This window comes from Bacillus cereus group sp. MYBKT14-1 (assembly GCF_051915185.1).
GTDB lineage: Bacteria > Bacillota > Bacilli > Bacillales > Bacillaceae_G > Bacillus_A > Bacillus_A cereus.
Genome location: NZ_JBQAEF010000004.1, coordinates 126,947 through 150,293 on the forward strand (window position 1 = coordinate 126,947; position 23,347 = coordinate 150,293).

Below are 23,347 nucleotides of genomic sequence, written 5' to 3' on the forward strand. Positions count from 1 at the left end.
TCCATCTCCTATTAACAGCAAGAATTTTTAACTATCTCATTTGAAGTCGTGCAACAAGATGGATCATCAATTTTATGAACATCACTATGTGCTTTTGTATAAAAGAACTCCCACTCATTACCATCAGGATCCGTTACCCAAAACTTATCTTGCACCGCATAGCAACAAGTCGTATCCATCTCATCACGCGCGAAGAAACCTTCTTTTTCTAATCGTTCTTTATGCAATGTAATTTCTTCAGCTGTATCCACTTGGAAACCAAAATGATTTACCTGATTTCCCTTCACCTCATCTCGTACGTTCAGCGTAAAATTAAGTCCTGGCGTCTCTAATAAAAATTTTGCATAATCCGTTTTCACTTTAACTGGTGAAACACCAAATACCTTTTCATAAAATTCAATAGACTTCTCTAAATTCGTAACGTTTATACCGACGTGAACATATCTCATACCTTATTCCTCCTCTTTATATATCATTAATCAATTTTTTTTGATTAATAAATTAAAACTTTAACAGCAGCTACCTTTTCCTGTTTTTCTAAAGATACAGCACAATTCTTCTGATAATAAATTATTCACTTCCGCATCATTTAAATCATAATAACTCCACGTACCTTTTGTTTCTTTTACAATCAAACCTGCATCTAATAAAATTTTTAAATGATATGATAATTTAGATTGCGTCATTTCAAAAACTTCTGTTAAATCACATACACACGTCTGTCCTCGCTGGCAAAGTTCATACATGATTTCTAAACGTTTCTGATCCGCCAACGCTTTAAACTTTTTCTCATAGAGCTGAAAATTTTGTGCCACTGTAGTTCACTTCCCTTCATCAACTTTTTTTGATGTTTATAGTATATACGTAGATGAGTTCTATATGCAACTTATTAATCAAGTTTTTTTGATTTATCTAAAAAACTTCCTCGCATCATATCTTTGTTACAATTAAAAAAGACCATAACCTTTTCAAAAATGAAAAACTACGGTTCTTTTTACAACTTAATAGTTACAATATTTCCGAGAAATGGAGTCTCTATAACTATTTTAAATTTTAATTTGATCATTATAGAGTAGTGCCCCATCACCCTCAATCTAAGAAAAACAAATACCCCAAAATGAGAAAAATCGATATAACTCTTGTTTTTGGTGCATATTCATAAAAAGCACGTCAACCTTTCTCATTAACATAAGAGAATAGTAACGTGCTTTTAATTTCAAAAATTGTCTAAGATGGTTGTGGGGCGGGCCCCCCATAAGAACGGTATCTAAAAGATTGTATGATAGGTGTTAGTTCCATTCCAATGGCCTCAGCCGGCAATTAACTCAAATACCGATTTCGGATGACCGCCATGTGATGAAGTTCGTGTCCTGCGACGCCGTACGCGAGGGCGCGCGCCGTAATGCTTAGGTTGTTGGCTGTGCCCTTGCGGGTCCACGCCTCAGCCGGTAGCCCGCGCAGCAATGTGATCGTTGATTGCCGTACGGCCCGGTAGTCTTCGGCCAATTGCGAGGTTGTCCAGCTTCCGAAAGGAGGTATGAATAATTCCTGATCGAAACCGGTCAGAGGCGTCTGGTCCCCTCTTGCGAACCGGAGCAGGCGGTAGGTCATGACGCGTTCCGCGTCTGTAATGTGGCCCACGACTTCTTTCAGCGTCCATTTTCCTTCCGCATACCGATATGTGGCCTGGCTTTCGGTCAACGATGCCAGGAGCTCTGTCATTTGCTTTTCCTGGGCGAGCAGAATGTCGATGATGTTACCGTCCGGCACCAAACGGATATATTCGCCGGAGCTCCCGGCGTATTCTTCTTCTGACGGTCTTTGATTCATGCGTAGTCACCTCTTTATGTAGATATAGAAAATTATAGCGCTCGTCTATGTCTAACAAATTCGCGAAATGATAGAACTTCCCTTCTAATAATTGAGGATAAGCAACTATTTAGTCGGTCGCCACACTATCCGGATTCGTTAGCACAATAAGCAATGCTAATCAATGATGCATAAAAATTATCTGTTATACAATATTTCGAAGTTATTAATATATATTGAGTTATTCCGAAACATACATAAATACATTTTGTCGAAACTATTAAAAAAGAAGAATTTCTCTAACTGAAGAATTAATAATTGTGTTACCAATATGTAAAAATCTCAATTTAAAACTAAAGGAGAATAAAATGGGACAAATAATTGTATCGATGTACCTCTCACTAGATGGTGTCATGGAGGAAACAGCTTGGACTGCTCCATATTTCAATGAAGAAGTAGCAAAGTTTCAATCCGATTTACTGTTTGAAAGTGAAGCTCTTCTACTAGGGTGAGTAACCTATCAAGGTTTTGCAGCTGCCTGGCCTTCTATGACTGATGAAGAAGGTTTTGCTGATAAGATGAACAGCATGCCTAAATTTGTTGCCTCAACAACATTGGAAAAAACCGAATGGAATGCAAATCTTATCAAGGGTAATATTGTAGAAGAAATATCGAAACTGAAGGAACAGCCCGGTCAGAACCTTTTAATTTATGGTAGTGGTGAGCTTATACAAACATTGATGCAACACGACCTCATTGATGAATATCACTTTATAATCAATCCCGTTATCGTAGGGAGCGGAAAGCGTCTCTTTAAAGACCAGAGTAATACAAAAGCATTAAAACTTATAGAAACAAGAACGACCAATTCAGGTGTCGTTATTCTTTCCTATCAGCCGGAGAAAAAAGAATAATTATTGATAAATTATATAAAAAAAGATTGACTCTTTCAGATCAGGAAAAGTTAAAAATAACTTCCAATAACGAGAATAATGTAAATAAGCTGTCCATGTAGACAGCTTATTGTTTTTTTGCTTAGCGTGCAAAATTCGCGTCTTGTTCGCGGGACCCCAAACAGTACGATTTTATTCCAAAGACACAACGATTTTACTACACACTTTTTATTTATCCCACACTCTCATCTGCTAGTATTACTATTTTTTATTACTAATGTTGCCGTTTCACTCGGATGGCTAAGAGGAAAATGATGGCCATATGGAACAAAATCAACCTTACCAAGATGCGATGGAGCAGAATAGGCTCTGTCATAATCCCCCCAAATAATGTGAAGATTATACTTTGTTACTTCATTGAAATCACCTTGATCGTTTTTCAGGAGTAAACTGTTAAGCTGAACCGTAGTATTTAAAATTCTAGGAGAAGTAAAACTGTTACTTATTTTTTCAATATAATGTTCAGGGATGCTCTCCGTACTTTCAAACAAACCATTACTTAATAAATAACGCCCTATCAAATTAGTAGTTGCTAATTTTAATGTCCATTTGTTCATAAATTGAGGAACATTTAGCGATTTAGCATTTTTTTTAGCAACAGGTGGCTGAAGTAAAGTGATTGAATACTTCTTATCTATGTACTCTTGTACCAATGCTTCCAGAAGAATAAACGCACCGAATGAATGGCCAATTAGATGTGCACCATTCGTAGCTTTCTCCAATAACTTTTTCACTACATTCAAATAGATATCTAGAAGATTTTTCTCTCGTTTAAAAGGAGAACGTCCCAAACCTGGAAGATCCAAAATCCATACAGGTTGACCAGTTTTTTCATGAAGCTCTTGTGCTAAAGGAAATAAATCCTCTCCATCACTCAATAAACCATGTAATAAAATAAACGGTTTACCCTCTCCTTGTAATTGGTAAAGGGTAGTGTTATCGCATAATGTTCGTTTAAATAAATGATTATGCTGGCCATTTTGATACATCATTCGATAATCCAGATCAGCTACTACGGCAGGCAAAAATTTCATTACACTCGTCTTCTTAAACCAATCTCCTCCCATAATTTTTTTCGCTGAAACATTTGGGAAATTTTGTTTTGTAATAAAATTCAATCCATCAGAAGGAATTTTTGTTATTTTACTTACTCCACTATTCATAATTGCTTTCATAAGTGGCATTGGAACAGAGATTTTTGGTGCCCTCATATTCATACTTTCCGACATAATACTTAATAATTCAGCAATGTTCTGATCGTACTGTTTGTCTTCAACAAGTGTATATGTTTGAATAGTCGGTTGCTCCAATCTGAAAACCTGCATAATAAACTTCGCAAGCTCATCGTTTGAAATAAGTGGTAACCTATATCCCTTACCTCCAGGAATCACTGGCATGAGCCCTCTTCGTATACTCATCACAAGCAAACCTAATCCTGCTATCTGCTCTGTACTCCCTGTTTTACTACTACCGACTACAGTTGGCGGATTAATTACAGAAAGCGGATAACCTACTGCTGATGCCTGCTGACGGATATAAAGATCTGCTAAAAATTTTGTTCTCTCATATGGATTTTTTATTTTCAAATAATTGTTTCCTTCTTTAAACACATCAATTGCAATCTTGCTATTTTTATCATCAAAGGGACTCATATAACCTACAACATGAATAAATTGTTGCAAACCCTTCAATTGATGAATACTTTTAGCTAATTCACTAATATGTTTGGCGCCATTTAAAAATACGGAAGCTGCCTCTTTACTTGTCGCTTGAATATCCATGGGGCCTCCTGCATGAATAATCACATCCGTTTTCAATACCCTCTCCTTATCTTCAGCACTTAGACCTAAATCTATTTTCGTCAAATCACCTTCAATAAAGTGCATAACTTCCTTTTTTAAGATGCCTCTTTCTTGAAAAAGGCGTGTTGCTTTATTTTTCGACCTCACTAAAAGAAGAATTTTAACATCCTCTTTGGCTAATTCTTTTACTAATTGTTTTCCAATAAAGCCTGTTCCACCAGTTAAAAATACTGTTCTCATATAAAATCCTCCCTTTAGTACTACTTAGTACTAATTTGATGTAAAAAAAATGCTTCTTTTATCGAAGCAATTTTAAAAAATGATCTGCTGTTTTCGTGATTACAGTTGCATCCTTCAATGTTTCTGAAATAAATAACGCTCCTTCAAGATTTGTAATAAAAAGTGATGCAACCTCATCAATATTAATCGTATTTCTAAATTCTCCATTCTCTACCCCTTGTTTAAGTAATAGAGAAACTTTCTTTTGTAATCCTGTAAAAAAAAGACCTATTTTTTCTTTTATTTGCGTGGCCTGTGTAGGACTTTGAATATAAAGAGTAATAAATGGACAGCTTCCCTTATACTCTCTCGATTGAACTCCTTGTGATAATTGCTTTAAAAACAGTTGGATACGATCTTCAACTAAAAATTGGTTCTGAGAAAGTACGTCATCAATTGCAGATTGATACATTTCAATCCAATAATCAACGACCCCTTCTAATAATACTTCCTTATTAGAAAAGTGATAATACACATTAGACTTTGAAACTTTGCTTACACGTACTAATTCATCCATACTTGTATAAGCAAACCCTTTTTCTAAAAATAATGTTGCAGCTACTTCAATCACACGTTTTTGATTCATTAATTTGATCTTTGTCATAACTAGAACTATATAGTACTAATTTAAATATTGCAAGTATTTATGTTAATTTTTAAAAAAGTTTGATTAAAAAAGTTCCACTAACATTGATTTTACTGCAAAAAAATCTTATTTTGAATAAAGTTGAACTGAACCCCGAAATTGTTCATTCACTATCGTCTAATAGGGGGCACCATACATGCCCGTCAACTTAAGAAAAAGAAATGCCCCCTTATTCAAATTGCCTAGCGAAAAAATCACGTTTTAATAGACTTCTTTAGTATGCCTATCTTTCTATAAATTACTAGATTAGCTTGATGGCTATGGAGTAGTGACCCTATAAACAAAACCCACCAGAAACATCTAAAATCTGCCCCGTTACCCAGCGGCTATCAGAAGAAGCAAGGAATGCTACTGCATCTGCAATATCTTCAACTTGCCCTATTCGTCCGAACACAGATGAGTTGGTAGCAAAATTTCGTATTTCCGGATCATCTAGCAATTTTGCATTGATATCTGTCTTCGTATATCCAGGCATAATTGTATTCACTGTTATACCTCTTTCTCCAAGATGTTTAGCTAGAGGCAGTGTCATCGTATTAAGCGCACCTTTACTTAAGCCGTATGCAATTGAGCCTGTAAAACCAAGCCTTACTTCAGCTGATGAAATGTTAATAATGCGACCCTCTGCTCGTATTAATGGTAATGTTTGCTGAATTAAGAAGAATGGTGCTTTAATATTTACGGCCATAATTTCATCAAAAACTTCTTCTGTCGTATTTTCAATCGTTCCTTGTGTACCTATCCCTGCATTGTTTACTAAAATATCAATCTCTGATGCACCAACTCTTATTTGTAATTCATTCTTCAATTGTTCTACTAACTTTTTGACACCATCAACTGAATTGAGATCAGCTTCAATTAAGAATGCTTTTCCTCCATTAGATTCAATCTCACTAATTGTTTCATCTGCAGCTGCCTTATTTCGGCCGTAGTGAATCGCTACTAATGCACCGTCGTTTGCCAATCTCATCGCAATCGCCCGACCAATACCGCGACTCGCCCCTGTTACTATCGCTACTTTCCCATCAAGATTCTTCATTTTTTCCATCCTTCCTAAATTTCCGTTTAATAAAAATCTATACTTATATTTTCATGTAAACCCCAATCATTTTAAATATAAATTTATAGGTAATTTAGTTCCTTTACTTATGATATTATAGTTATAAATCACAATTTACTTTAGAAAATAAATCAAGGGAGATACCCCAATGCAAAATGCAGTAAAACTGGATGAAATCGATCACAAAATAATGAACTTGTTGTATGAAAATGCGAGAATTTCCGTTTCAGAAATAGGACGAATTATATCCATGACGCAACCTGCTGTAAAAGAGCGTATTAATAAACTTGAAGATCAAGGAGTTATAGCGGCTTATCGAACGAAATTTGAGCCTGCAAAAATTAATAAAAACATTCAAGCATTCATCATGTTTAAAACGAGCCAATGCTCTGATTTTATTCAATTTTGTAATGCCGCTCCTGAAGTAACAGATTTATATCGAATTAGTGGGGAGTTTAATTATATGATGAAGGTCATGAGCGATTCGATGGATTCTCTCGCTACATTTTTAGACTCTTTAATGCAATTTGGCTTGTCATCTCCTTTAATTGTTTTAAAGAGTGAGTTTGAGGAGAAATTGTCATTCTAATAAAGGATACGTATTATCCTCCGCTAACAGTAAAAGCTTTTCCTTTATGAGAAAATCCAACAAAATTAATGATTAGTAACAAAAAAAGAACATTGATTTTCAATGTTCTTTTTTATATCTCTACTTATTATTTAGATTGCTATTCGAAAAAAGTACCTTAATCCCCTTACCCTTGATTCCTCTGCGCCTCTCTAAACTCCTCCTTCACCTTCTCTAACAACCCTTCTTCCGTAATTAATCGATACGCCGTATTTGCTAATGCTTTTGCCGATGTAATTAATGCTTTATCTCCAAGTTCTGAACGTGCTGCTTCTCTAAATTCATTCGTATGTGCAATTAAATCATCTGGTCCGATTTTAATGTACGGATGAATTGTCGGTACGACTTGACTTACGTTTCCTGCGTCGGTTGAACCGATTCCTACTCTTTCTTTACGATTTACATCTTCACCTAATAGTTCTAGTTCTTCCGCTACAATATCGTTATATGTTTTTGTTACGAGTAATTCATCGATTTCATTTTGGAATTGATGGATTTTTACTTTCGCACCTGTTGCTAACGCTGCTCCCTCAGCAATGTTTCTTACTTTTTTTGTTACTTCCGCGCATCTTTTTCGCGTTGCTGCACGGATGAAGAACCTAGCCGCGGCATAGTCAGGAATAATGTTAGGTGCTTTTCCTCCTTCTGTAATGACACCATGAATTCTCACGTCTGACGGAAGTTGTTGGCGAAGTGCATTAATACCGTTATAGAGCTGAATAACCGCATCTAATGCGTTAATCCCTTCTTCTGGCGAAGCTGCAGCGTGAGCTGTTTTTCCGTAAAAATGAAAATCAAGTGGATCGACTGCTAGTGAAGGACTCGTTGTCGCTGTTTTTCCGCTCGGATGAATCATAAGCGCCGCATCAATGTCTTTAAATAAACCTGCCTTTACATAACTTGATTTCGCGCTACCATTTGGCCCGCCTTCTTCTGCTGGCGTACCAAACACGACAACTTCTCCGCCAATTTCTTCAAGTGTTTCTGATAATGCAATTGCTGCTGCAACACTAATTGTGCCGATTAAATTGTGACCACACGCATGACCGAGTCCTGGTAAAGCGTCGTACTCCGCTAAAAATGCAATTGCCGGTCCTTGTTTTCCAGAGCTTTTTCGCGCGATAAATCCCGTTTCATGTCCAGCTATATTGTGCTGCAACTGAAACCCTGCACTACCTAGTAATAAACTTAACGTTCTTGATGCGTAAAACTCTTGGTTTCCAATCTCCGGATTCGCATGAATATCATGACTTGTTCCTATGTACTTTTCCTTATTTCTTTCGATACTCTCTTCAATTGTTTTTCTTTGTGACGCTACTCCTGTCGCTCCCATTTTTCTTCCTCCTTTTATTTTCACGTAAAAAAGCCTCTTTCTAAAAGATAGAAAGAGGCTTCTGTATATACAGTCAAAATGAGCTTCTTTCTTATCTTTCAAGTTACCTTGCTGGAATTGGCACAGTATTCATAACGAATCCGCTGCCGAGGTATCATAGGGCCAGTCCCTCCACCTCTCGTGATAAGAATTTTCATAAAATTATATTAAATTATTTTTTATTCTAAGTTCATTCCAAGTAAAAGTCAAGGAATTCCTATCCGAATTTACCGAATATCTAAAAATCCTTTTAATACACCAATTGTCTCAGGTGCTTGCAGTCTTGCACATACGTACGGAAATTCCGTACTACCTTCAAACATCATTTGAGATGTAAGCGGTGCGCCTGCCCAGAAGATTTCATCATCGATTACTAGGAACGGGAATGCTTTATTTTGTCTTTGTAACTTTACATTTTTCAGTGGAACTGGTCCGTCACTATACACTGTTATTTGCGCATTTGTACGCATTAACGCTTGCCATACTCGCTTATCCACTTGTTTTGTACTTGGAAGTGAAATAATAATTTTTTGTTTTGCTGCTAAAATATCTTTTAATAGCCCTTTCGTTTCCTCAAGATTCATTTCCATAAACCAACGTAAACGTTTCGATATTTTTCGTTCCCACAATTGTCTTGATGTCGTGCGATCATACACATCTCCGTGACGTTCTATATGAGCTGTTAATTGTGATAACGCTTGTTTTCTCGAAAGGTTTTTACGCATATAATGGCAATCTGATAATTGAATGAACTTCCCTCTCGCCCTTGTCACTGCTACATTGACGAGGCGATGGTTTTTATGGTCAAAGAATAATACGCCAGGTCGTTCTTGCGGATAACTGTCAACCGTATCAAAGATCATCATATCTCTTTCAGAACCTTGGAACTTATGAACTGTCGCCGCTAAAACTGGTATGTTTTGATATTTCGTTCTCTGCAACATTTCTCTAATACACGTCGATAAAAAGCGTGACTGCGCCCTGTAAGGTGTCACAATACCAATTGATTGAACACCGTCTAACAATCCGATTAACATCATTTGCATTGCTACTAAACCAGACATAATGTTAAAACGTGAACCAGAAGCAGCATCTTTTAACGAAAAAGCTCCCATTTGGCTCGTATCAAATAAAACACTCGCTTCATTTGCAAACGGCTGCAATTGCGCAAGTTCTTTACGCTCTGAAACAGACGGATGATCGTATACTCTATTTTTATAAATAAACGAATTCGTAAACTTCGATATATCCGCATGCATACGTCTTTGTTCCTGCAACATAAATAGGTTTGGGTGTGCTTCTGATTTATTAACAGACTCAACAATCCCAGCATGGTAAAACATATCTTCCCCAAGCCATTTGCGAACAAGTTCATGATTTGCCATCGCAATTGGAGGTAACTGTAAAAAGTCACCGCAAACGACGATACGTTTTCCAAGTGAAGCAGCTAATGCAATTTGCGGAACGAACGCCATACTCACCTCATCTACGACAACTAAATCAAATGTACGCTCATAAATTAGCGCATCAATAGCACATTTCGATAAAGTTGCGCCGATTACTTTCGCATTTTCAATATATTCTTTTTCTACTTCTTTAATTTTAGCCTTTTGCTTTCGAAGATCACTTTCAATCTCCTGCATACGCTTCTTATCAGAGGACGTTGCCTTATACGATAAGATTTTTTCACGAAGCTCTTGGCGTGTTTCTTCCAAGTAGAGTCTTTCCTCACCCCATGATCCGTTCGTCGTTTCAACTAACTTAGATGCAAGTAACGTTTCATGATTTCGTATATGTTCATGTTGACTATAACCGTAACGAACAATTTCGCCAGGCGTCCATTTCTTTTTCTTCTCAATTTGCTTCGTTACTTCACTCATTAATACGTCTACTGCCGCATTACTATGAGCTAACACAAGTACCGATTTTCCTTTTTGATAATGGGCCGAAATAATACGTGATAAATTGTAAGACTTCCCTGTTCCCGGCGGTCCCCATACGTACGTTGTCGGATTATAAAACGCGCGATATGCCAGTTCATTTTTTGGATTTTTCATCTTCTCAATATGTTTCGGGCTGCTCGTCCCATCAACAAGACGCTTTATACGATTACGTTTCAGCTTATCTTTACGTGCTTCTTTCAATCGCTCTTGCAGTTGCTCTAAAAGTTGCCACGGTTCACTGTATAAAACCGCTTCTCTTATTTCACCTTGTATATAATCATTTAATTTCAGTTCTATTTCTAATCCATGTACAGATAATACTTCTCCTGTCGCTTCCTCACCATCGAACTCAATTCGAATCGGTGAACCTTCAGGTAAGCTTACTTCCGAAATAAGCTGAAATACGTATACTGTACTTTCATAATCTGTATATAAAAAACGACCATTCATGATAGAAATTTTACTACCACCTATCGTTTTCCAATGTTTAATTTCATATGCTAATGCATAATGCCACTCTTTCATCGTTTCCGATAATGAAGGAGTTTGAGTAGTTGTATTCATCGTATAATCTCCTTCCTTCTCCCCAAACATACTTTCTCACTATACCATATAACACGCTAAAATTTGTAAGGTTTTTATCTTGCTTATTTTCTTAATTTTCAATAATATATTGTATATAATTTTCAGAAAGAAGGAATCTACATGCCAGTTAGAAGAATAGAACACGTTGGACTTATGGTTGCAAACTTAGAAGCATCTATCTCATTTTATGAAGAAGTAGTCGGCTTACAGCTCCTTAAACGTATGGGGCACCCGAACCCAGACTTAAAACTCGCTTTTTTAGGTGTGGAAGAATCGAAGGAAACGATACTCGAACTCATTGAAGGTTATAACTCTTCTCTTCCGGCAGAAGGAAAAGTACATCACATTTGCTTTAAGGTAGATTCATTAGAGGATGAAATTGAAAGAATACAAAAACACGGCGTAACCTTTTTACTAGGAGAAGAAATCGAAACATTACCAGATGGAACACGTTACATATTCTTCGCTGGCCCTGATGGAGAGTGGATTGAGTTTTTTGAGACGGAGAGATAAAGTGAAACTTTAGTCAGCCCACAATAAACGGGATAATAACTTTATGATTCACATAAGGAGTAGAAACTGATGAATACAGTTTTTATTATCGTTTTTTGGGTACTTATACTATTTCCACTTCTTAATATAATTCTGATAAAGAAGTGGAATATAAGTCCCATTGATCTCATGGGGGTATTTGGCAATTTAAAAATGCTGTTTACTTATAGCACTTTTACGAATGCAAAAATAGCCAAAATACGCAAGCAGTTTCGCATAAAAACTTGCATATTTTAGGCTGTTTAATTGTACTCCTTATTTTGTTAAAGTTACCCGTCGGTTCAATTCCAAAGATCTCAGCTGACGATTAACTCAAGTACCGATTTCGGATGACCCTCATGTGATGAAGTTCGTGTTCTGTATCCGTTACACTATCTGTAGCAACAGTTGCTATCTCATTTTCTTCAACACTTGACATTGCTCGATTTATAGCCTGTTCTAGCTTTACGTTCTTCTTGTTCATAGCTGTTACTAAGCGTTCTATAGTTGCTACATCTTTATGATAAAAAATTCTAGAATTATTATTGCTACATTCTTTCATTTTATTAATTAGTATGATATACCATCACAGCACCAGAAAGACTAATATAAGCTAGTATCATCCATACGTTATCATTTCTAATCTATCCTGTTTAGAAATGATAACGTTTTTTTGTACTTAAAGGTATTAAAATTTCTTAAATTGATGGGAATATAGGGTGTCCCCTATATGGTGGAGATAGAATCGTAGCGGATGACATAGGAGAAAAACTAAACGGTCTAAAAGTATTGTATTTTAATATTAAAATTTTAAGGGTAGCCAACTATATAAAATGTAACACTGACGTTCCAGGGGATTATGTTGAATACAATAATGAGGAAAAATGGTTTATGTCTATATTATTTTCTCTTCCAATTACTATATCTTTTTAGCATACTATTAACTATAAGGAGGGAGTACCGAAATGGAAGAAAAGAAAGTGACGTGGTTAGAACTCTTTTATGATTTGTTATTTGTGGCGGCAGTGACGGCTGCGACTCATGTTTTACTTCATGTTGAAGATGGTCAAATCCATGCAGAGTATTTAGTAAAATTTGTCTTAATTTTTATTCCGATCTGGTGGGCTTGGGTAGGGCAAACCATCTTTGTTAACCGGTTTGGAAAAGATTTATTTCATCAAAGAATTTTTTTGATCCTGCAAATGTTTTTTGTCCTAATAATGACATCAAGCTTATCAGCTGATTTTGATCCTTATTATCTTTCTTTTTTAATTGGCTATATTGGCTTAAGGGTCGTGACTGCAATTCAATATCTTGTTGTCCAGCCTATAGAAGAGGGAGCTCGAAAAAAAGCAGCACTCTTTTTAGGAAGATATTTTTGGATTGGAATCGTTATTTCATTATTATCCGTCTTTTTTGATTCTTGGATTCGATATGCTGTGTTATATTTTGGGATTCTTATCGATATTATTGTCCCACTGCTTGGAAGGAAGTGTTTAGAAAAGGTTCCTACAAATACAGCCCACTTGTTAGAGAGATTTGGTCTATTTTCCATTATTCTCTTTGGGGAAGCTCTTGTAAGCACTCTTGTGGTCATTCAACCTAAACAAGGAAATTGGGATTCAATAAGCTTTGCGATCATTTCATTTATCCTCATTATTTCGATGTGGTGGCAATATTTCGATAACATGGAGAAGAAACTCGACAAGTCTAGACAAACTTCTGGTCAAATTATTATTTACGGTCATCTATTTATTTTAATGTCTTTGAGTATGGTTGCAGCATCCATTAGATTATTATTTTTACATGAGGTCTATTATTCTTTTATCTTATATTTTGTTTTTGGTTCTGTATTGCTCTATTTCCTGTCAACTACAATTGTTTTTCATCAATACAGGTTTGAACAACACCGCTTGAACATTTATCATTTGTGCTTGTTTTTAGGAATTTTAGCAGTCTTTTTTGTTATTAATTTAATTATAGTAGTGCCGAATATTGTGATAATAGGACAATTAACCTTATTTTTTATCATCTATGCTAAATTAACAAGCACATAAATAAAAGAATCAAATAAATTAGTATCAAACTATAATACTGGTTTATATATATTGGTAAATTTTATATTTATATTAAATCTTATAATTCACGGTGACTCTGATGCAACTGTACCTTTTGAGTTAAGTGGAAACGCACATATGATTCCATTCCTGATAGTAAACTTGCTCTAATACAAGTTGTCCTCATGGATTAAACGCAACTCCTACAAAAGAATTTAATGAAGTATTATTAACATTTTAAAAGAATAATCTTTGAGGAACTACCAGAGGCGGTTCAACAGCAATATCAAGAATAATAACACGAATTTATCGATTAGGGTTTTCCAAAAAGAGTAGCGCTATGCCTAATCTTTTGGAAAACCTTCTTTACATATTTTTTTTAGGTCTCTTAGGGGAATCGTCACAGTGCTATCAAGTTAAAAAATACATTCTTCCCATAAACGAAAAAACGAACTGAACTTCTATGGACAACTATGAAAGAATGAAATTTTCGTTTTGGGGATAATTCAAAATCTTAGGTTGATGGCGATATGGTGGTATACCTACTTAATTTAGCTTATTCTCCATTTTCGGGGATTTGGGCAAAATTACCCCACAAAAAAAACAGCGAACCCTTCGAATATGTGGGTTCGCCATTATAAATCATTTATTTCACGTCTAATTTTTCTTTCACCTTCCCAGGAAGCTCGTCTTTCTTCACCTCTTCCCAAGCAGTTACACCTTTTTTATCGGAGTGGAATACGCGTAAGAATGCTTCTTTACGAAGCTCTTTAAATCCATTAAATTTCACTGTTTTTTCATTACCATTTTCGTCAAATCCTTGTAATTCATAATTATACTCTGTGTATTTATTTCCTTCTTTAGATACCCCTGACTTTATTTTCGCATCAGTTGTAATTTGAACATAGTATTCATCTTTCCCCATACGATTCACATCGCAACCAACTAACATTGTAGCAAATACAACTAGAATACTAAAAAGTGTAATATATCTTTTCACGTCATTCACCTCATGTGTTTTTTATTATGCTGTTATCATAACCCCTTTTTATTTGAGAAGAAATTCAAGAACATGAAATGAAGATTACACTTTTGTAAGATAATAAAAAGACGACTACAACAGCTGCCTTTTTAATCAACATCATAACAATCACTTGCATTGTAGTCTAACATTTAAATAAACCAACCCATATAAACACAAAAAAGAGGAGTCAGCCTAAGGTGACTCCTTGCCTAAGATAACTCCCAAAATATAAGTTATACAACATCCTTAAAAAAACAAATAATTTACTCCGGTTGCTATAATAGAGAATCCCATAATAATTGCTATTACAATACTGTGACGTACACGATTCATAACGAAGATTGCAATATACTCTCGAATCATCGCATTTGGCCAATAATAGAAGGCTATTTTTGAGCCAATTCCTTGGCTATTTAATCCTACTATTTTAGCGTATAATCCTGCGCGAAACACATGGACGTTGTTTGTAGAAAAAATACAGTTATACTGTGTTCCTTTTAATAATTCCATAATTCTCTTTGAAAAAAGCATATTTTGGTATGTTGTAGTAGAACGGTCCTCTTTTATTGTATTCTCTAGAGGAATCCTATTATTCACAGCATACTCCTGCATAGCTTTCGCTTCAGAAATATTTTCATCTGATCCTTGTCCACCAGAGAAAATAATCTTAGGTGGTGAGGAAACTGCTTCTTGTTTCTTATAAAATTCAATAGCTCTATTAATTCTGCTAGCTAAAAGTGACGTAACCTTAAATATTTAGAAATTTAAAAAGCCCCCTAATATTGTTAAAGGGGCTTTACTCATACGAATGATAATTTTTATAAATAATTGCTAAATAGTGAATTTACATAAATGCTTTTAGAAGCTCTTGAACTAATGGGATTGCTCCACCTATAAATTTTAAAACTGCCATTGCGATTTCCATATTATTTCCTCCTCTTTTGTTAATACTGGGATGTGATTAAACTTTATACCTCCATTATAGTAAACGCTTACATTTGTAACAATACATTTCTGTATGCAATATTGCATATTTATACGTTTTGACAATATTTGACCTCTATTAGCCATTCTTTAATGGTACCATAACGAAGTGAGAGTCTTTAAGGGTTCTCCTTAATAGGAGGAAATATGGAAAAAGTTCAAGATATTTACAGTAATATAAAATTTAAAAGTTGGTTTAAACAAGTATTAGCTGTAGGAGGAATATTAGGATTCTGCTACTTGGTGTTATATGGTTTTTGTTTTTTAGTTGATATGTAAATATTATACAACGATACTAGTGGAGTCTTGCCTACAGAGGTAAGACTCTTTTATTGTACTTGAGATGAACAAACTACATACAATAGCTTTCAGGTTCTTCAAATTTCTCTGTATGGTTCTTTGTTCCTCTATGTTCTAGACCCACTATTTCCTATCATTGAATACAAATGAACTTCCATTTATATTGAAAATACAATTTTATTGATAAAAAATGTCTTTTTACTAGATACATATTAAAAAGAAAAGTATAAGTTGTATTCCATTTCGGTACAATCTTTTTATCTTTGAAAAGGACTTAAATCTTATTAATAGATTTGAGTCTTTTTTGTATACATCAATCTCTATATAACCATATAAATATAATATATTAAAAATAATTTAAATGCAAGAATACTTGTAGAGGAACCGCCAGCACTTCGAAAAAAACAAGCTAAGCCAAAAAATACAATAAGCTGCCCATATGGACAGCTTATTTACACAATTTTCTTTATGGGAAGTACACTTAAGGTCATTTTTAACTTAATAGGAGTCTAATATCTCAAGTTTCTTAGCTAATACCCAGCTATTTAGGCCTAAAGATGCATAAATATTGTAATAAAAATAATTCCCGTTTCTCAATGTTTCCTATAATTCTTTAGTATCTTCATAGAACATAGGCCAACCTTGCATTAAGATATTATATATATATTTCTTACTACAAATATGGACGGTATAATCCTTGTTGCAGTTTTAATTTTAATCAGGTCTATTGTAATTACACAGATTGAAATATCTATTCAATTTTAAAAATAGTAAAGGAAATGTATATAAAAAGATCACTTGTCTTAGAAACAAGTGATCTTTTTATTAGATAAACTGCAACTTGCTAACAGCAGGTAATTGTTATCCTATTCATATGTTCAATAGATACCATAATACATTTTTTAGTTATATAGACGGAATTGTTTCTAATGAAATGAGACCAAAAATATTTCAAAAGGTACCATTAATTATTTAATGCTTTAAAAATGCAATTTTGAACCTTTCGAAGCACTAAATTAGATAGATTTTAATAAACTTCAAACTTTGTCTGCATCAGGATCTCACAATTGAGTCTGAGTAATTAATGCTGTCAACATAACAAAAGAGTCCTGATTGAAACAAACTCTTTTATGAGTTTTTACAAGAGTAAACTTTTAAGCACATAATTACATTTCTATTATTTATTTTACCACTTGTACAGATGCTGGTTTCCACCCTTGATTCTCTACCCAATCAATATTAACCTTATATTTTTTATTACTTTGTTTATCTCGTACATTACCGTAGGCTTTATTATTACCATTATTTCCAATAAAATCGAAAATCAATTGGCTCTCTGGAACATCAACAGCATAAGAGATTGCTTTTTTCATCTCACTCCAATCTACTGTTCCTTCTTTAAATTTCATATCAGGTTTTGCTCCTTGCTCTGTACCAATTGGCTTCCATGAAGGATTAGTTTGAGGATCCTTTTCTTGAGATACCGTTTTTTCTTCCTCTTTATTTTCGTTCGTTTTTACCGATTTTTCTACTTTTTGTTTCCCTTCTAACTGTGCTGCTTCTTTATCTTCGCTTTTCTTTTCTTCTATCTTTGCTATTTCTTTATCTTTAGTTTTCTTCTCTTCTAACTTTGTTGCTTCTTTATCTTCAGTTTTCTTCTCTTCTATCTTTGCTGTTTCTTTATCTTCAGTTTTCTTCTCTTCTATCTTTGTTACTTTCTTTTCTTGAGCAATTGCTTTCGTTGATGTATTAGAAGGGGTAAACAATTGGTATGTCACTATACCAACTGTCACTAATACCAAAGTAAATGCAATATTAAAAATTGCCTTTTGACGACGATTCTGTTGTTTTTCTTGAAATCTGCTTACTTGTCCCATTCTTCAAACCTCCGTGTTTACTTTCTCCTCTACTCTTTATGTATTATCCCTAAAATTCTTAATATTTTTATTAAACAATAGAAATAAACTACACTTTCCATACAGGATTTCATATCATAATAAAATTTGTGTTTTTTCAAGTATCTGACATATGTTATTCAAAATAGTTTAATACATTAAAAATTGATAAGCTTCTGCACTTAAGAAACCTTCAATTTTATTCAAAGGTGATTCCAATTACGTCCACATTAGATCTCCTGTAGAAAGCTTTTTAACAATTAAACCTCTTCTTCCCTTATTAATAATTTTAAAATTAAATTTCCCTCTATAGTATAATAAAGATGTTTCGTTTTCTAATGGGGTATGTCGTAAAATCAAAAGAGATTTTATCTCTTTTACCTTCTTTTCAGAGTAAAGTTCACCACTAGGAAATTCTATTATTCCTAATGTAATCTTTAATTCGCTCTCATCAAAAGCCCACTCTTTATTAAGTTCTCTTATCTTTTGTATAAAGCTTCTTTTAGTTTGTCCTATATAGAGCAATGTTACATTCTTAGCATATACTCTAGAGATTGCAAATATCCCCTTCTTAGAAGCTTCTTCCCTATTATAAAAGTCATTTATACTATACATGCCATACCACTTAATATGTACTGTTTCTATGAATCTCACCTCATTTTTAGACAATATTATAATTTCTGAATGTTCAAATTATTACGGGTACATATGCTTGATTACTTGAATTATAAATTGTGCTTTTCAATAATACATTTTATTATTACTAATTTCAATAATGAAGAAAAAATACAATATTATAGTTTAATTACAAAGCTGTATAAAAACAAAGTGATGTCATGCCACATATTTTCTTTTTTTACAATTTCAAACTATCGTGAACAAAATTTTAAAATTTATGAAATAAAAATATAATGTGTATGTACATACACATTATATTAATTGAAGAAAAAGAGTAGAAATTTAATCTCTCTACGCTGTTAAAATTATTCAACTCCAAAAAAACTGTACATCTTCTAGAGATACTAATTTTCTAGTTTTGATGTTTTTATAGTGCTTGAGAGTGATATTATTCAAGCTTTTTCATTGAGAATGCATAAATACAAACAAAACCAGTAATACATCTTTTCTGTACCGTACTGGTTTTGTTTAAGATCATCTTAAATTATAGCTAGTTCACCGAGATTGCAAATTCCGATTTCGGTGCCCCAGCGAATACGATTGTTCCGTTCTTCGGCAGTTTCGCCTTGTTATTGCCGCTCACGATGCTAAAGTTGACACAAACTCCCTTCTCATCATACACCGCAAACGAACCCTTTGGTGGCAACGTCACGGTCATTCTTTTCTCTGCTGCCGCTTGCGGAATTGTAAACCATTTCGCATGTCCATTTGCTCCCAGCGTAACTTGGGATGATTGGCCTATATCAATTGGTTTTACATTTGATTCACTTACGTATAACAACCCAGCCATCTTCATATATTCATTTCCACCTTCTGTATAGAAGTGTGTTTCCGTTGTATCACGGCCATTCATTACGGGAATTTGGAGCTGATGCGTTGCGGTATTCGGACCTGTAATTTTTCTGCCCCCCCAATAACCTGCTGGGCCTTCCTTGCGAGTAATTTGTGTACTAAGAAGTTTCGGTTGAACGAGATATTGAATAGAACTAAATTTCTCGTTTACAAGATAGAACTTGACACCTTCCCTCTTTGCCCATGCAGCAGCGGTTTTCTTCGATAGCACGTTGTCTTCTAGTTTCTCAGCTAAATAGTGGGTCATCACACTTTGCCCTAAACCTGGATGCGATTTATATGCGCTCTCCTTCAAATAAGTTCTTCCATTTTTCTCGGTTACGAAGTTGAGCTTTGAAGTCCCCTTCTCATTAATAAAGCTTCCATCAGTAGTATATACATATTTTTCTTCTGGATTAGATGGTAAGAACAGTTCTCCGTTCTTCGTAATTTCAATTGTGAAATGAGTTTCGCTATTGCCATAAAATCCTGCTTTCTTTGCTACGCCTTGAGGCATTTTGACTTTGACCGGCTTACCAAAGGATTTGTTCGGCTTGATTTCCTTAATAGTACCTTTTTCTTTAAGCGTAGCGAGCAGTAATTCAGTTGCCATTAGTTGATTTGTAGAGCTCCGTCCACCAGATGTCAATACAGCCGCTGCTATTTTCTGTTCCGGAAGCACGACTAATATAGCATGTTGCAGTGCCGTATCGCCGCCCTTAGTCAAAGCTTTGATCCCATATTCACTGAATGGGTATAGTTTCACACTATCCCAGCCAAGACCATAGTTAAAAATATTCTCGCCAGCCCCCGGCCACATTCCTTTTTTATATTCCTCTTGCTCCATCGCCTTGACTACCTTATCAGAGAGGATTCCTTTTCCCTGTCCCATAAATAGTTGTGAGAATCGCACCATATCTTCTGCCGTAGAAGATATGCCTCCCGTACCAATAACATTCACCGATTCAATTGGAAGTTGTCCTTGGTACGCCGGGAAATATAGTCCAGCCCGATTTTCATCCCTCCATTTGTCCTGCGGTGTTTTCGTATGATTCATTTTTAAAGGCCCTGCAAAGTTTTGATGTAGAAATTCAGTAAAGCTCATACCACTAACTCTTTCCACCAAAATTTCGGCCAGCGTAAAACCATCGTTACAGTATACCGAGAAAGCACCAGGGTCCGCCTTCAAGTTTTGATTTGACAATTGCTGTAACAAGGTATCATGGGCATAGGTATCATTATCGTTAAATAAAAATGCATTACCTAACGTAGAACCTTGCAATCCAGAGGAGTGATTCAATAACATACGCGGTGTAATACGTTTGTATCGACCGTCCTTCATCTTAAAATCAGGAACATAGCGGACAACAGGAGCATCCAAATCGACTTTTCCTTCATCGACCAATTTCATTACAGCCGCTGTTGCATACATTTTACTGACTGAACCAATCCCGTATAAAGTATCTTTGGTTAGCGGCTTTTCCCCTTCCATATCGTTCTTGCCAGCCTGACCCGACAAAATAAGTTTTCCATTATCAATTAGTGCATACTGCACGCTAGCTGCCCCATGGGACTTCGTAAGTAGCTCCGCCTTCTCTGCTGCAATCTTCTTCAGTTCCTGACTAGCTACTTCTTCACCAGTTACAACAGTAGTCTTACTTTCAGAAAATGCTTTCGCTCCTGTTGGTAGAATCATAGTTACCGCTAATGCAGTGGCTAACACACCAGTTAGCTTATTTTTCATCACGGAATTACCTCCTTAAATAATTGATCGTTTTCATCATTCATTTGTTTAACTATGAAACTATGATAAATTTTACCCGTTTTTACTTTTAGACTACTTGCTAAATTCAGCAAGTAAAATATTTTTAAAAGGATCAGGAGTATCAGCTTTAAGGCTGTTCAAATTGACTGCCAATGTATGCTTGCCTCCAAGTGTGCCTCCAGCAAAAGTTAAAAAGCCAGGAATGGTTCCTCCATGCCCCCATATCAATTCACCGTTTGAAAGCTTCATTTTGAAAATTCCAAGCCCGGAATCGCCAAGCTCATCTACTCCTGTAGGGACTGTTGTAAGCATTTGCTTTAGTTGCTGTTCTTTCAATAACTTGCCCCCAAGTAAATAAGAAAAGAATTTGTTTAAATCATCAGCTGTAGAAATCATATCTCCGGCCGAGCTCCCCATACTTGGGTTATAATAGGTAACATCTTTTGGCTCACTTGCTCCGTCTAATTGGATATATCCATGGGCATGCTTGGTTCCTGGAATGACGCTTGAATTTCCAGGTAAGAATGTATTCGCTAATTCAAGTGGTTCAATAATTCGATTTTCAATCTCTTCCGCATAGCTGTTCCCAGTTACTTTTTCAATAAGAATTCCTAGTAATACATATCCTGTATTTGAATACGACCAGCTCTTTCCTGGAGCAAAATCTGGAGGCATGGATATTCCCATCTTTACTAATCCTTCAGCAGTATAAGATTTTTTTGTATCCATCATATTAAAATCCTTTGACCTTGTGTAATTAGCGATACCACTTGTGTGATTCAATAATTGCCGGATAGTAATCTGTTTATCATCATATCCATTTCCTTGAATGACACCAGGTATCCATTTTTCAATAGAATCGTCTAGATTTAAGCGGTTTTCTCCTGCTAATTGAAGTATAACTGTTGCAGTGAACGTCTTTGTCACGCTGCCAATTCGAAATCGAAAATCTGTTTTCATTGGTTTCTTAGTACTTAGATCCGCTACACCAGCCGCATAACTCCATGTTTTTCCACCCTTAGAAGTTTTAGCAAGTATCCCTGGATATCCAAGTTTCAATGTATCCCGCATTGCCTCCTTGACCGAATTACGGTCTCTTTGAGTGCTTGTTTGTAACGAGTTAGATACATTTTGAATGGACTCCGCTTTTACACTTGAGGTTAGAGGTGTATAAAACAGGGAACCTCCAGTTATTAAAAGAGCTAAACCTGAACATGTAATTTGACTATGCTTTTTTATCAAAATAATCTTCTCCCCTATTCATATTGTATAAGTGGTTATTTGCTGTTTGGAACTAATCACACAGCTTTCTTCTTACCCCACTGCAAAAGGACGACATTGAATCTGTAATGTCTCTTTTCCTCCAAACAAGTCTTATTAATTGATTTGTTTTTTATAGAAATATATAGTATTTTTCTCCTCTCACTCTTCTTTACATTTTCATCTTACACAATGAAAATCTCTTTTTTCTTACCTCTTCCTTACAAATTCCTTACGTTCAAAATCACTTTTATAATTGATTATTTTTATTTTAATAACATTTAGTTGTATTAATTTGATAGGAATTTGACTTCGCATAAAAATTTATTTATTCCGAAAAATGAATTTAAATGCAAATCAACTATTTAATATTCAACATCTCACCTATACATGTCCTAACATAAGTTCTTATCATCTATATGTATTATTTATTACAACAGCTTTCACGCTAAAAATAAGATATTTCAAAAAAGATAAATATAGGTATCTTAACAAGAGATTACCAATATAAACAATGTGAAAATGTAAGAACTCCTGTATTACTGCTGATTCCCCTCTAACTAATACAGTTTCAAACATTAGACACAAATACTACATGTAATGTTGAATTTATTACCTATTCAAAATTCTGTTTGTTCATTTTTTCTTAAAATACAAAAATATTCAACTTATAAATATACAAGCTATAATAGGGACGTCTAGGGATAACCTATTAGCACCTTAGAAAATATCAACTTTCTAAAATTGGACAAGATGAAAAAATCACTCAAAGAAAGGTGTGTAATCAAAAAGAAAATTCATTAAAAATTCTTTAGTAGTAAAAGACATCGCATTAGCTATGCCTTAGCAATGTCTACAATGTTGACGAGGTTATTGAAGTGATGTAAAGGGATGGAAGACAGATGTCTTACGAATTAAAAGCAATAGTTTTAGGGGGAATTCTAG

17 protein-coding genes, 4 pseudogenes and 1 riboswitch are annotated in these 23,347 nt (G+C 34.9%); of the genes and pseudogenes, 5 read left to right on the plus strand and 16 right to left on the minus strand.

Annotated elements, in window-relative coordinates:
- Positions 1 to 11: 11 nt before the first annotated feature.
- From ACTFO4_RS13090 to ACTFO4_RS13100, 3 genes are all read right to left on the minus strand, one after another.
- Positions 12 to 449 (minus strand): ArsI/CadI family heavy metal resistance metalloenzyme, encoded by a 438-nt coding sequence (locus ACTFO4_RS13090; RefSeq protein ID WP_017673639.1) that lies wholly within the window; start codon positions 447 to 449, stop codon positions 12 to 14.
- A 60-nt stretch (positions 450 to 509) separates the two neighbouring features.
- Complete coding sequence (gene arsR / locus ACTFO4_RS13095) at positions 510 to 815, minus strand: arsenical resistance operon transcriptional regulator ArsR (RefSeq protein ID WP_002026021.1); 306 nt, start codon at positions 813 to 815, stop codon at positions 510 to 512.
- A gap of 505 nt (positions 816 to 1,320) precedes the next feature.
- On the minus strand, positions 1,321 to 1,830 hold the full coding sequence (locus tag ACTFO4_RS13100) for a DinB family protein (RefSeq protein WP_017673640.1): 510 nt from the start codon (positions 1,828 to 1,830) through the stop codon (positions 1,321 to 1,323).
- Positions 1,831 to 2,177: 347 nt separating this feature from the next.
- On the opposite strand from ACTFO4_RS13100, the pseudogene ACTFO4_RS13105 reads away from it, so the two are divergent.
- A pseudogene (locus ACTFO4_RS13105) lies at positions 2,178 to 2,723 on the plus strand (dihydrofolate reductase family protein).
- Positions 2,724 to 2,947: 224 nt separating this feature from the next.
- Here the strand turns inward: ACTFO4_RS13105 and ACTFO4_RS13110 are convergent.
- The 3 genes from ACTFO4_RS13110 to ACTFO4_RS13120 all read right to left on the minus strand — a co-directional run bounded on the left by ACTFO4_RS13110 (position 2,948) and on the right by ACTFO4_RS13120 (position 6,528).
- Positions 2,948 to 4,804, minus strand: a complete 1,857-nt coding sequence (locus ACTFO4_RS13110) for an alpha/beta fold hydrolase (protein WP_440014399.1) — start codon at positions 4,802 to 4,804, stop codon at positions 2,948 to 2,950.
- A 58-nt stretch (positions 4,805 to 4,862) separates the two neighbouring features.
- On the minus strand, positions 4,863 to 5,429 hold the full coding sequence (locus ACTFO4_RS13115; protein WP_001072324.1) for a TetR/AcrR family transcriptional regulator: 567 nt from the start codon (positions 5,427 to 5,429) through the stop codon (positions 4,863 to 4,865).
- 334 nt (positions 5,430 to 5,763) lie between these two features.
- Positions 5,764 to 6,528 (minus strand): SDR family oxidoreductase, encoded by a 765-nt coding sequence (locus tag ACTFO4_RS13120; RefSeq protein ID WP_326235089.1) that lies wholly within the window; start codon positions 6,526 to 6,528, stop codon positions 5,764 to 5,766.
- Between the two features lie 169 nt (positions 6,529 to 6,697).
- Between ACTFO4_RS13120 and ACTFO4_RS13125 the strand changes: the two genes are divergently transcribed.
- Positions 6,698 to 7,138: an Lrp/AsnC family transcriptional regulator gene (locus ACTFO4_RS13125; protein ID WP_001178562.1), complete on the plus strand. Its 441-nt coding sequence runs from the start codon at positions 6,698 to 6,700 to the stop codon at positions 7,136 to 7,138.
- Between the two features lie 166 nt (positions 7,139 to 7,304).
- Here ACTFO4_RS13125 and ACTFO4_RS13130 read toward each other — a convergent pair whose 3' ends face one another.
- Entirely contained in the window at positions 7,305 to 8,510 is a 1,206-nt protein-coding gene (locus ACTFO4_RS13130) for a M20 family metallopeptidase (RefSeq protein ID WP_326235091.1), read from the minus strand.
- A gap of 88 nt (positions 8,511 to 8,598) precedes the next feature.
- Positions 8,599 to 8,700, minus strand: a riboswitch (SAM riboswitch).
- Between the two features lie 76 nt (positions 8,701 to 8,776).
- The gene (locus ACTFO4_RS13135) at positions 8,777 to 11,086 is read right to left on the minus strand and encodes an AAA domain-containing protein (protein WP_326235092.1); all 2,310 of its coding nucleotides are present in this window, start codon (positions 11,084 to 11,086) and stop codon (positions 8,777 to 8,779) included.
- A gap of 111 nt (positions 11,087 to 11,197) precedes the next feature.
- Between ACTFO4_RS13135 and ACTFO4_RS13140 the strand changes: the two genes are divergently transcribed.
- Positions 11,198 to 11,590, plus strand: a complete 393-nt coding sequence (locus ACTFO4_RS13140; RefSeq protein ID WP_001145268.1) for a VOC family protein — start codon at positions 11,198 to 11,200, stop codon at positions 11,588 to 11,590.
- Between the two features lie 391 nt (positions 11,591 to 11,981).
- Here ACTFO4_RS13140 and ACTFO4_RS13145 read toward each other — a convergent pair.
- Positions 11,982 to 12,164: pseudogene (locus tag ACTFO4_RS13145) on the minus strand (hypothetical protein); the annotation flags it as partial.
- A 409-nt stretch (positions 12,165 to 12,573) separates the two neighbouring features.
- Here ACTFO4_RS13145 and ACTFO4_RS13150 point away from each other — a divergent pair.
- Positions 12,574 to 13,665 carry a low temperature requirement protein A gene (locus tag ACTFO4_RS13150; RefSeq protein ID WP_440018853.1) on the plus strand — a complete coding sequence of 364 codons (1,092 nt, stop codon included), beginning with the start codon at positions 12,574 to 12,576 and terminating at the stop codon, positions 13,663 to 13,665.
- A gap of 646 nt (positions 13,666 to 14,311) precedes the next feature.
- Here ACTFO4_RS13150 and ACTFO4_RS13155 read toward each other — a convergent pair.
- The 3 genes and pseudogenes from ACTFO4_RS13155 to ACTFO4_RS13165 form a co-directional block, all read right to left on the minus strand.
- Positions 14,312 to 14,665 (minus strand): YxeA family protein, encoded by a 354-nt coding sequence (locus ACTFO4_RS13155; protein ID WP_000833211.1) that lies wholly within the window; start codon positions 14,663 to 14,665, stop codon positions 14,312 to 14,314.
- A gap of 270 nt (positions 14,666 to 14,935) precedes the next feature.
- Positions 14,936 to 15,439, minus strand: a pseudogene (locus ACTFO4_RS13160) (YdcF family protein); the annotation flags it as partial.
- Positions 15,440 to 15,533: 94 nt separating this feature from the next.
- Positions 15,534 to 15,721 (minus strand): annotated as a pseudogene (locus ACTFO4_RS13165) (hypothetical protein).
- 99 nt (positions 15,722 to 15,820) lie between these two features.
- Here ACTFO4_RS13165 and ACTFO4_RS13170 point away from each other — a divergent pair.
- Positions 15,821 to 15,952: a hypothetical protein gene (locus tag ACTFO4_RS13170; protein WP_000416932.1), complete on the plus strand. Its 132-nt coding sequence runs from the start codon at positions 15,821 to 15,823 to the stop codon at positions 15,950 to 15,952.
- 1,202 nt (positions 15,953 to 17,154) lie between these two features.
- Here ACTFO4_RS13170 and ACTFO4_RS13175 read toward each other — a convergent pair.
- The 4 genes from ACTFO4_RS13175 to ACTFO4_RS13190 form a co-directional block, all read right to left on the minus strand.
- Positions 17,155 to 17,850 (minus strand): DUF1510 family protein, encoded by a 696-nt coding sequence (locus ACTFO4_RS13175; protein WP_440018855.1) that lies wholly within the window; start codon positions 17,848 to 17,850, stop codon positions 17,155 to 17,157.
- Between the two features lie 237 nt (positions 17,851 to 18,087).
- A complete protein-coding gene (locus tag ACTFO4_RS13180; RefSeq protein WP_002164503.1) occupies positions 18,088 to 18,522 on the minus strand; it encodes a hypothetical protein in 435 nt (144 codons plus the stop codon).
- A 514-nt stretch (positions 18,523 to 19,036) separates the two neighbouring features.
- The gene (locus ACTFO4_RS13185; RefSeq protein ID WP_440014364.1) at positions 19,037 to 21,121 is read right to left on the minus strand and encodes a serine hydrolase domain-containing protein; all 2,085 of its coding nucleotides are present in this window, start codon (positions 21,119 to 21,121) and stop codon (positions 19,037 to 19,039) included.
- 93 nt (positions 21,122 to 21,214) lie between these two features.
- Complete coding sequence (locus ACTFO4_RS13190; protein ID WP_440014365.1) at positions 21,215 to 22,381, minus strand: serine hydrolase domain-containing protein; 1,167 nt, start codon at positions 22,379 to 22,381, stop codon at positions 21,215 to 21,217.
- Between the last annotated feature and the right edge of the window lie 966 nt (positions 22,382 to 23,347).

What these genes read in the sequence shown, in the direction of transcription:
- ACTFO4_RS13090 (WP_017673639.1), bottom strand. Translation starts at nt 449, where the DNA reads ATGAGATATGTTCACGTCGGTATAAACGTTACGAATTTAGAGAAGTCT.
- ACTFO4_RS13100 (WP_017673640.1), bottom strand. Translation starts at nt 1,830, where the DNA reads ATGAATCAAAGACCGTCAGAAGAAGAATACGCCGGGAGCTCCGGCGAA.
- ACTFO4_RS13110 (WP_440014399.1), bottom strand. Translation starts at nt 4,804, where the DNA reads ATGAGAACAGTATTTTTAACTGGTGGAACAGGCTTTATTGGAAAACAA.
- ACTFO4_RS13115 (WP_001072324.1), bottom strand. Translation starts at nt 5,429, where the DNA reads ATGAATCAAAAACGTGTGATTGAAGTAGCTGCAACATTATTTTTAGAA.
- ACTFO4_RS13120 (WP_326235089.1), bottom strand. Translation starts at nt 6,528, where the DNA reads ATGAAGAATCTTGATGGGAAAGTAGCGATAGTAACAGGGGCGAGTCGC.
- ACTFO4_RS13125 (WP_001178562.1), top strand. Translation starts at nt 6,698, where the DNA reads ATGCAAAATGCAGTAAAACTGGATGAAATCGATCACAAAATAATGAAC.
- ACTFO4_RS13130 (WP_326235091.1), bottom strand. Translation starts at nt 8,510, where the DNA reads ATGGGAGCGACAGGAGTAGCGTCACAAAGAAAAACAATTGAAGAGAGT.
- ACTFO4_RS13135 (WP_326235092.1), bottom strand. Translation starts at nt 11,086, where the DNA reads ATGTTTGGGGAGAAGGAAGGAGATTATACGATGAATACAACTACTCAA.
- ACTFO4_RS13140 (WP_001145268.1), top strand. Translation starts at nt 11,198, where the DNA reads ATGCCAGTTAGAAGAATAGAACACGTTGGACTTATGGTTGCAAACTTA.
- ACTFO4_RS13150 (WP_440018853.1), top strand. Translation starts at nt 12,574, where the DNA reads ATGGAAGAAAAGAAAGTGACGTGGTTAGAACTCTTTTATGATTTGTTA.
- ACTFO4_RS13170 (WP_000416932.1), top strand. Translation starts at nt 15,821, where the DNA reads ATGGAAAAAGTTCAAGATATTTACAGTAATATAAAATTTAAAAGTTGG.
- ACTFO4_RS13175 (WP_440018855.1), bottom strand. Translation starts at nt 17,850, where the DNA reads ATGGGACAAGTAAGCAGATTTCAAGAAAAACAACAGAATCGTCGTCAA.
- ACTFO4_RS13185 (WP_440014364.1), bottom strand. Translation starts at nt 21,121, where the DNA reads ATGAAAAATAAGCTAACTGGTGTGTTAGCCACTGCATTAGCGGTAACT.